Genomic DNA, 8,470 nt, shown 5'->3' with positions numbered 1-8,470 from the left:
TGATGGATCCCCACTTTCAGGCCATGCTGGAGGCCCAGGCCAAGGCCGCCGAGGGCCAGACCCCTCCGCCCCTGGACGCCCTGCCGCCGGACATGGTCCGCGCCGGCTATCGCATGCAGCGCCAGGCCGCCGACCAGAATGCGCCCAAGGATGTCAGCGTCCGCGACCTGAAGGTCGACGGCGCGGCCGGCGAGATTCCGGCGAGGCTCTACACCCCGGCCGGGGCGCCTTCGACCACCGGCGGCCTCGTCTATTTCCACGGTGGCGGCTTCGTGATCGGCGACCTGGAAAGCCATGACGGCCATTGCCGACGGATGGCGGCTCTGGCCGGCGTCCGGGTGCTGTCAGTGGACTACCGCCTGGCGCCGGAAAACCCATTCCCCGCCAGCCATGACGATGCGCTCGCCGCCACCCGCTGGGCCTTCGACCATGCCGCGGAAATCGGCTTCGATCCGGCCCGCATCGCCGTGGGCGGGGATTCGGCCGGCGGCAACCTGGCCGCCTCGGTGGCCGCCGACCTCAAGGATGATCCCCAGCGCCGGCTGGCCTTCCAGCTGCTGCTCTATCCCGGCATATGGCCGGAAAAGGAGACGGCGTCGCGTCAGGCGCTGGACGGCCCCCTGCTGACCAAGCAGGCCATCGCCTGGTTCGACAAGTGCCTGGCGGCCATCGGCCATCCCCAGTCCCACCGGGCCATGCTGGGCAAGATGGACTGCGCGGGCCTGCCGCCGGCCCTGGTGGTCACGGCCGGCTTCGACCCGCTGAAGGACGAGGGTCGCGACCACGCCGAGCGCCTGCGGGCGGCCGGGGTCCAGGTGGAGCACATCGAGTATCCCAGCCTGATCCACGACTTCTACATCATGGCCGACGTCTCGCCGGCCGTGGGCGAGGCGGCCAAGGCCACGGCGGCGTCGCTCAAGGCAGCGCTGGCCTGAGGTTCAGATCGTCTGGGCGGGCGCCTGGACGATCTGTTCGACCTCGGCCGTGAACTCATCCCAGGCGGCCTGCATGGCCGGCGTCCAGGCCTCGCCGGCGATGTCGGCGAAGGCCTCGGCCATGGCCTTGTAGAAGGCGGGGAAGATGTCGGCCGGCACGCCGATGTCGTCGTGATTGCGCAGCTCGGCCCGCAGGAAGTTGGCGGCGAAGGCGTTGGGGCCCAGATAGTCCAGCAGGGTCTCGATGGCCTGGCGCAGCATCTGGCCTCGGGCCGCCCCGCGCTTGTCGCCGATGAACAGGGCCTCGGTTTCAGGATAGCGGGCGAACAGGCGAGCATAGACCTGCGGCGCAGGATCTTCGCTGTGCTTAGCAATCAGGTCGAGGCTGTCGAGAATGGCCTGGGCGTCCATGGGCGCGAGCTTAGCGCCCGGCCGCGGGCGCGCCCAGCACGGTTTGGATGGCGCCAGTCAGGCGGTCCAACTCCTCATCGGTAGTGACGAAGGGCGGCGTCAGATAGACCACCTTGCCCATGGGGCGGATCCAGCAGCCCAGCTCGGCGAACCGCTGGCACAGCGCGCCTGCGTCCACCGCGGCCTCGAACTCCACCACCCCGATGGCGCCCAGGGTGCGGACATCGACCACCCCCCTGGCCTGACGACAGGGCTCCAGGCCCGACCTCAAGGCGGCCTCGATCCGCGCCACATCGGCCTTCCAGCCGCCGGCTTCGAAGAGGTCGAGGGAGGCGCCGGCCGCCGCGCAGGCCAGGGGATTGGCCATATAGGTCGGCCCGTGCATCAGGGCCGCGCCCGCATCGTCGGACCAGAAGGCTTCGAAGACCCGGCGGCTGGCCACGGCGGCCGACAGGGGCAGGGTGCCGCCGGTCAGCGCCTTGGAGAGCGTGATGATGTCGGGCGTCACACCCGCGCCCTGGCAGGCGAACAGGTCGCCCGTGCGGCCAAAGCCGGTGAAGATCTCGTCGAAGATCAGCAGTACGTCGTGGCGGTCGGCGATGGCCCGCAGGCGGCGCAGCACCTCATCGTCGTGGATCAGCATGCCGCCGGCGCCCTGGATGCGCGGCTCGACGATCAGGGCGGCGATCTCGTGGCCCTTGTCGGCCAGCAGGGCGTCGAGGGCGGCTTCGCTGTCGGCGTCGCGGGGCAGGGCGACCACGTGCTGGCTGGGCATGACGCCTGCAAACAGGCTGTGCATCCCCTCTTCCGGGTCGCAGATGGTCATGGTGGCGAGCGTGTCGCCGTGATAGCCGCCGAGGAAGCTGACGAACTTCGAGCGCCCGGACACGCCGCGATTGATCCAGAACTGGATCGCCATCTTCATGGCGATCTCCACCGAGACCGAGCCGCTCTCGGCGAAGAAGACGTGGTCGAGATCGCCCGGCAGCATCGCCGCCAGCCGCCTCGCCAGGTCGTAGGCCGGGGCAAGAGGCGGAAGATCGTCCGGCCGCCCTGCCGGGGGCGGCGAGCGGGCGCATGGCGCGGCTGGCGCGTCCTGGATGGCGGGGGCTTCGTCCACGGGGTGCTCAGCACCGGCAATATGAACATCACCGGCGAGAGCTCCGACTACGGCCCCGACCGCCTCCTGCCGCGCAACGATCCAACTTCGTGGCCGCCTATTTCGACCACAGCGGCCTCTACAGCTTTGGGCGCTAGGCCGAGGCGGTGTTCTGGAACCTGCGCCAGCCGGGCGGCTGCTTTTGCCTGGTCAGTCCGCCCGAACCCCTGGTCGAGGCGCTGAACAGGTTTGCGGGCTCCTACTGGGCCGAGCTGGTGAGTGCCATGCGTCGCCGGTTGGGGGTGCGCAGCTATGGGATGGACGCCGATTCCAGCCTCGCCCAGGCGGCGTTCCAGGCGCTGGCGGCCGGCGGCAAGCCCTGCGCCGGGAGCCCTTCTTCTTCGACTGGTTCGGCGGCGATGACGCCCGCGCCCTGCCGGGCGCCCGCGGCGACATCTCTCGTCAGGCCGCCTTCGAGGACTTCCGCGCGCAACTGGCGGCCTTCGAGCCGGCCAGGCGTAATACCAACCGGCGCTGATCAGTATTCCTGGGCCCAGTCTCTGAGGCCGATGGACATGATGCGTCAGGGCTGGTCGGCGATGGTGTTCCAGGCGGCGCAGCAGTGATCGACGATGTCCGCGTAGTTCCTGAAGATGCGGCTGGAGAGGCGGTTGTCGCGCAGGAACTGCCAGAGGTTCTCGACCGGATTGAGCTCCGGGGCCTTGGCCGGCAGCGGCAGGAGGGTGATGTTGGGCGGCGTCTCGAGGGCCTGGGAGGTGTGCCACCAGGCTTGGTCGAGCAGCAGGATCGCGTGATGGCCGGGCTCGACCTGGGCGCTGATCTCGGCCAGATGGGCGTTCATTGCCTGGGTGTCGCAATAGGGCATGACCAGGCCGGCGGCGGTTCCCTTCTGCGGACAGATGGCGCCGAACAGGTAGGCCGACTGGGTGCGCTGGTCCTTGGGCGCGGACGGTCGGGTCCCGCGCCTTGCCCAGCGGCGGGTGAGCTTGTTCTTCTGGTCGATGCGGGCTTCGTCCTGGAACCAGACCTCAAGCCGGGTTCGCCTGGGGAGCCGCTCGCGGATCTCCTGGACCCGCAGGGGGAAAATCCCGCTTGAAGGCCTCCAGGGCCTGCGGGTTCTGGGCGTGGTGTCTGGGCCGGGCGGACAGGCGTCTGTAGCCGAGCGCCTTGAGGATCCGGCCCAGTCGGCTGGGTCCAGAGACACGCCGTATTCCTCGTGAATCCAGCCGGTAAGGTCGATCAGCCGCCAGCGCACCACCCCGTGAATGGCCAGGATCTGGCCGTCCTCCACCAGCCGGACGACGGCCGCCAGTTGCTCGGGCGTCAGCTTCGGCCTCGGCCCCGGAGCCTGGCGGTCGATCGGCCCGTCCGGCCCCTCGGCGTTGAACCGCAGCGCCCAGTCGCGAAGGATCTGCCGGTCCATCCCGCCCGCCGCCGCGGCCTCGCGCCGGCTGGCGCCGTCGTAGACCGCCGCCAGCGCCAGCAGCCGTCGAACCTGACGCGCGTCCCGGCTGGTCCGCGCAAGCGCCCGGACCCTGGCGGCATCGTAATCCTGGCGAAGCGCGATAGCTGGCATGGCGAAACCCTCCGGTCCCACCATCGAATCCTGCTTCGCCGCTCAGCGGAATCCCCCAGAGTCAGACGCCGCGCCGATTGGTATAAGGCGCTCTCACACCCCTATTTCGCCGCGCCTGAGCCCCAGGAGCTGATCTATGAGGAGATCGAGGCCATCCGGGGGCGGATCGACCAGGCCGACGACTGGAGCGCCTTCGAGGCCAAGCTCGCTGCGCTGGAAACCGCCCGTCAGGCCTATGAACCGAGCGAGGACTAGAGCAGTTTCCAAGCCGCCTGACTCGGGGGGATTCCCTTGAGGCGGCGAGTCTGACTCACGCTGGCTGCCGGTGAGGGAGGCCGGTGGCGATGGGCAAGCCGCTGCCGGTGGATCTTCGGGAGCGGGTGGTGGGGGCGGTCGACGAGGGGCAGTCGCGCCGCAAGGAGGCCGAGCGGTTCGGAGTCAGCATCTCCAGCGCGATCCGCTGGACCAGCCTGCGGCGGCGGACGGGCGAGGTGCAGCCCAAGCGCCAGGGGCGACAAGCGCTCGGGAAGGATCGAGGCGCATAGGCCGCTGATCCTGTCGCTGGTGGCGGCCAAGGCCGACATCACCCTGGCGGAGTTGCGCACGGCGCTCGCCGAGCGGGGCATTGCCGTGGCGATCTCCACGCTCTGGCGGTTCTTTGAGCGTCACCGGATCACGCTCAAAAGAAGACCGGGCATGCTCCGAAAAGCCGCCGCCCGCACCGTCGCCGCCCTCGAACGCGCCATCGTCGAGGCCATCGACACCTTCACCCCCACCGAGTGGGCCAACTACTTCGCCGCCGCCGGATACGATGCGACGTGATCGGAATCTGCTCTAGGCGGGTGGGCGCTTTGTGAACTGCCTGATTCGATCGACCATGTCCGGTCCTGCGCCCTGGCTTCGATAAACCTCGTGCGCCAAGCCGGCCGGCTGTGACAGGCCATCGGTTTCGGTCAGCAGCCGCTTGTTCGCGGCATGGCTGAATGACGAGTTGGTGAGAATTTCAGAGGTGAGGCTGTCCACGGCCGCTTCGAACTCAGCATCGGTCACGCACGCGTTGGCGAGGCCGATGGCCTCGGCTTGCCGTCCTGAATAGGTACGGCAGGTGAACATCATCTCGCGTGCCTTGTAGGTTCCCACCCGGCGCGGTAGCCGCTGGCTGAGGCCCCAGACCGGCGTCAAGGCCCATTTGGCGTGGGTGTCGGCGAATTTGGCGGATTCGGCCGCAAGAATGATGTCGCCAGCCAGGGCAAGCTCCAGGGCGCCGGTGTAGCAATGGCCGTGCACAGCGCAGACGACCGGCGAGGTAAGCTCGGCGAGGCGTTGGATGACATGCGACTGATAGTTAGGCCGGGGAAGTTTCTCGCCCTCGGCGATGTCGCCGAGATCGTGGCCCGCCGAGAAGCACCGCCCGGCGCCGCGCAGCACGACGACGCCAACCGGCGCCGCCTCCAGGTCGGCAACGTGGGCCTCGAGCGCCTTGAACAGATCGACATTCAGCGCGTTGAGCTTGTCCGGCCGGTTCAGCGTCAGCTGGCAGACGCCGTCCAGGTCAGAGCGGAGCACGAGATCATCCATTGAGTTCTATCCGATGTTCTTTTTCAAGGTTGTCGTCCTCTCCCGAAGTCAGGCAGCGGGGGCGTCCATCGCCTCGGCGTCGAAGCGGAACCCGGCGCCCTCCCGCATTATGTATCCCGCCGTCGGCGCCGCGTAGTGAGTGCCGATCACCAGAATGGGTTTGTCGGCCCATTCGGCGAACAGTCGCGCGCGCGTCGCCGCCGCCGCTCTCGGATCGCTGTCGAAGGGCGGCGACCAATGCGGATGGGCCATCTGGCACGGATGGTGGCTCATGTCGCCGGTGATGACCGCCGATTCACCGTTGGACTCGGTCATCACACTGACATGGCCAGGCGTATGTCCGGTGCTGGGCGTGAGCCGGAGGTGGGGCGAGATGCGGTGATCCATTTCGACGAACTCGGCGAGCCCCGCGTCGAGGATGGGCTGTACCGAGTCCGACAGGATCGTTTGCTGTTCCTCGTCGCCTTCTGTGCTCCAGTGGGCGAATTCGGTCTTGCCGAACAGGTAGCGGGCATTTGGAAACGTCGGAACCCATGCGCCGTCCTCAAGCTTGGTGTTCCAGCCCACATGATCCACATGCAGGTGGGTGCAGATCACGGCATCGACACTCTCCTGCGACCAGCCGACCTCGGCCATGGACTGCAGGAAGCCGGTGGCCAACGGCTGTCCACGCAGAATGGACCGGGGTCGATCGTTTCCGATGCAGGTATCCACCACCAGCCGTAGGCCCGGCGCATCCACCAGCAGCGCGTGGATGGACAGCAGCAGCTGATCCTGCTCGTTGACGAAATTCGGGTACAACCACGGGATGGCTCGCAACGCCTCGGGCGTCGCTTCAGCCAGAAAGGGGGCGGCTCGATTGTATGGGATCGGAATCTGGAGTTCCACGATCCGGGTGATCTTCACCGCCCCAACTTGCCAACTCAGCATCGCGGCCTCCCTTTGGTCATGGTCGTGGACCGCATCGCGGCGGAAGAAATCGACGCTGAAAAATTGTCCAACCGCAGCTGACGCTTAAGCCTCTGCTCGCCGCTCGCGGATTCTGCCACGCTCACTCGCTCAGTTGACTGCGGACAGATCGGGCAACCCCAGGATCCGCTTGGAGATGATGTTATTCTGCACTTCCTGGCTGCCGCCATAGATCGTGCTAGCCTTACCGCCCAGCCAGCCGCGCACGGCGTCCAGCTCCGCGGGGGTGAAATCCTCGCCCGCCCAGCCTAGGCCCTGGTGACCCATGATCTCGAGCGTCAGTTCGGCCCGGTCCTGAGTCCAGCGGGTGCCGGCGTTCTTCATGATCGAGGTCGCCGCCGACGGGCCGGCGTTGCCCTTGGCTTCCGCCATCGCCCGCATCGCCGTCTGCTGGAAGGCGCGCCCGTCCATCTCGTTTGAAACGATCCGGGTCCGCAGGTCGCTGTCGGCCAGGCGACCGTGCGCGTCGACGCCGACATAGGCCTTGGCGAGATCTGGAAGGGCCGCAGTGCCGCCGAGGGCGTTTCCCATACTCGAAATGCTGGAGCGCTCGTGCTGCAGGAGCCGCTTTCCGATTGTCCAGCCGGCGTTCAGGGGACCCACCAGATCCTTCTTCTCGGCGCGCGCGTCCGTCAGAAAGGTTTCGCAAAACGGCGAGCTGCCGGCGATCAGCTTGATCGGCCGCACTTCGACGCCTGGCTGGCGCATGGTGAAGAGCACGAAGGAGATGCCTTCATGCTTCTTCGTGGGATCGCTTCGAACAAGACAGAAGCACCAGTCAGCCCATTGGGCACCCGATGTCCAAATCTTCTGGCCGTTGATCCGATAGTGGTCGCCCATGTCCTCGCATCGCGTCTGCAGGGAGGCCAGATCAGAGCCGGCCCCGGGCTCGGAGTAGCCTTGGCACCACTGAACTTCGCCGCGGCAGATCGGCGGAATGTGCTCCAGCTTCTGTTCTTCAGTGCCGTACTCGAGCAAGGTCGGTCCGAACATCATGACGCCCATTCCCCCGATCGGGTTGTAGGCTCCAGCGCGCGAAAATTCCTGGTGGATAACTCGGGCGTGGGCCGAAGAAAGCCCCGCACCGCCGTATTCGGCAGGCCACGTCGGCGTCCCCCAACCCTTTCCGCCGACCGCCTTGCGCCAGGCGACCTGTTCCTCGGTCGGCTGCAGACGCTCTTCAAGCCCGGTCGGATTGCTCAGACCCTTCAAGTCCGAAGGGAAGTTGACTTCGACCCAGGCCCGCACGTCCTGACGAAAGGCCTCGATAGTCTGATCTGCGGCGTCAGCCATTACAAAAACTCCATTGTTTGAAGAGACGCGATCAGTTTCCAACTTGGCTAGAACGGCCACGTTTAGATTACGTAGTTATCAGAAGGCGCTCCTGTATGGTTCCGCCACGTTGTCGTGGCAGATCCAGTTCCATTCCTGCTCGCCCAAGCCCTTGGTGTGCTCTTCGAGCATGGTCTGCGACAAGGGGCAGGTTGAATCGGAACACGGGAAATCGTTCGCCCACATCAGTCGCCGGGCATTGCACATGTCCTTCATCCTGAACGCCACCCAGCCATTCTGGCAGCCGCGAATGCGCCGCGCGCCGTGATCTGCAGTGGGTCTTTGCCGGCGGCGACGACCGGCCCCGTTGGCATCGGCGAGGCTAGTCCTTCGATAACAAAGGCATCGCCGATCTTGTCGAGCCGCTCCATCCGCGGCGCGCGATTACGAAACTTCGGATCGATGTAGTCGACGTAGCAATGTGGCGGCTCGGTGATGTGCGAGTCAGCGGATATAGGCTTCTTGATCATCTTTATCCAACCTCGCGTCGTTTCAGAGAAGCGTCCTCGCCGGGCCTGCGCTGGTGCGCGCGCAGCCTTTGGCGGCTGG

Annotated in this window: 8 protein-coding genes and 3 pseudogenes; 4 read left to right on the top strand and 7 right to left on the bottom strand. The window is 66.7% G+C overall.

The genetic code is table 11. The features are described from left to right. A partial coding sequence (locus Q8N19_RS06770) for an alpha/beta hydrolase (RefSeq protein WP_305588817.1) occupies positions 1 to 935 on the top strand: 935 nt, incomplete at its 5' end. Positions 936 to 938: 3 nt separating this feature from the next. Here Q8N19_RS06770 and Q8N19_RS06765 read toward each other — a convergent pair. Then, complete coding sequence (locus Q8N19_RS06765) at positions 939 to 1,346, bottom strand: globin (protein ID WP_304713919.1); 408 nt, start codon at positions 1,344 to 1,346, stop codon at positions 939 to 941. A 10-nt stretch (positions 1,347 to 1,356) separates the two neighbouring features. Continuing rightward, positions 1,357 to 2,370: pseudogene (bioA, locus tag Q8N19_RS06760) on the bottom strand (adenosylmethionine--8-amino-7-oxononanoate transaminase); the annotation flags it as partial. Between the two features lie 117 nt (positions 2,371 to 2,487). Between bioA and Q8N19_RS16960 the strand changes: the two are divergent. Next, positions 2,488 to 2,688, top strand: coding sequence for a hypothetical protein (locus tag Q8N19_RS16960; RefSeq protein WP_304753301.1), 201 nt, complete (start codon positions 2,488 to 2,490; stop codon positions 2,686 to 2,688). After that, entirely contained in the window at positions 2,613 to 3,071 is a 459-nt protein-coding gene (locus Q8N19_RS06755; protein ID WP_304753305.1) for a hypothetical protein, read from the top strand. The genes Q8N19_RS16960 and Q8N19_RS06755 overlap by 76 nt, the downstream gene beginning before the upstream one ends. Here the strand turns inward: Q8N19_RS06755 and Q8N19_RS06750 are convergent. After that, positions 3,029 to 4,042 (bottom strand): annotated as a pseudogene (locus Q8N19_RS06750) (IS630 family transposase). The gene Q8N19_RS06755 and the pseudogene Q8N19_RS06750 sit on opposite strands and share 43 nt — an antisense overlap. A 344-nt stretch (positions 4,043 to 4,386) precedes the next feature. Between Q8N19_RS06750 and Q8N19_RS16955 the strand changes: the two are divergent. Next, a pseudogene (locus Q8N19_RS16955) lies at positions 4,387 to 4,864 on the top strand (hypothetical protein). Positions 4,865 to 4,876: 12 nt separating this feature from the next. On the opposite strand, the gene Q8N19_RS06735 reads toward Q8N19_RS16955, so the two are convergent. From Q8N19_RS06735 to Q8N19_RS06720, 4 genes are all read right to left on the bottom strand, one after another. Beyond that, positions 4,877 to 5,620 (bottom strand): enoyl-CoA hydratase/isomerase family protein, encoded by a 744-nt coding sequence (locus Q8N19_RS06735; RefSeq protein WP_293322932.1) that lies wholly within the window; start codon positions 5,618 to 5,620, stop codon positions 4,877 to 4,879. A 48-nt stretch (positions 5,621 to 5,668) separates the two neighbouring features. Further along, on the bottom strand, positions 5,669 to 6,550 hold the full coding sequence (locus Q8N19_RS06730; RefSeq protein ID WP_304713914.1) for an MBL fold metallo-hydrolase: 882 nt from the start codon (positions 6,548 to 6,550) through the stop codon (positions 5,669 to 5,671). A 129-nt stretch (positions 6,551 to 6,679) separates the two neighbouring features. Next, positions 6,680 to 7,882 carry an acyl-CoA dehydrogenase family protein gene (locus Q8N19_RS06725; protein WP_293416825.1) on the bottom strand — a complete coding sequence of 401 codons (1,203 nt, stop codon included), beginning with the start codon at positions 7,880 to 7,882 and terminating at the stop codon, positions 6,680 to 6,682. A gap of 251 nt (positions 7,883 to 8,133) precedes the next feature. Beyond that, positions 8,134 to 8,470, bottom strand: a 337-nt coding sequence (locus Q8N19_RS06720; RefSeq protein WP_305588816.1) for a hypothetical protein, incomplete at its 5' end; no start/stop codon positions are given.

This window comes from Phenylobacterium sp., from assembly GCF_030693405.1.
GTDB lineage: Bacteria > Pseudomonadota > Alphaproteobacteria > Caulobacterales > Caulobacteraceae > Phenylobacterium.
Note: the sequence above shows the minus strand (reverse complement) of the source record. Positions and strands in the feature narration are given on the sequence as shown.

Bases quoted from the DNA above. Each gene is read 5' to 3' on its own strand.
- Q8N19_RS06765 (WP_304713919.1), bottom strand. From the start codon at position 1,346: ATGGACGCCCAGGCCATTCTCGACAGCCTCGACCTGATTGCTAAGCAC.
- Q8N19_RS16960 (WP_304753301.1), top strand. From the start codon at position 2,488: ATGAACATCACCGGCGAGAGCTCCGACTACGGCCCCGACCGCCTCCTG.
- Q8N19_RS06735 (WP_293322932.1), bottom strand. From the start codon at position 5,620: ATGGATGATCTCGTGCTCCGCTCTGACCTGGACGGCGTCTGCCAGCTG.
- Q8N19_RS06730 (WP_304713914.1), bottom strand. From the start codon at position 6,550: ATGCTGAGTTGGCAAGTTGGGGCGGTGAAGATCACCCGGATCGTGGAA.
- Q8N19_RS06725 (WP_293416825.1), bottom strand. From the start codon at position 7,882: ATGGCTGACGCCGCAGATCAGACTATCGAGGCCTTTCGTCAGGACGTG.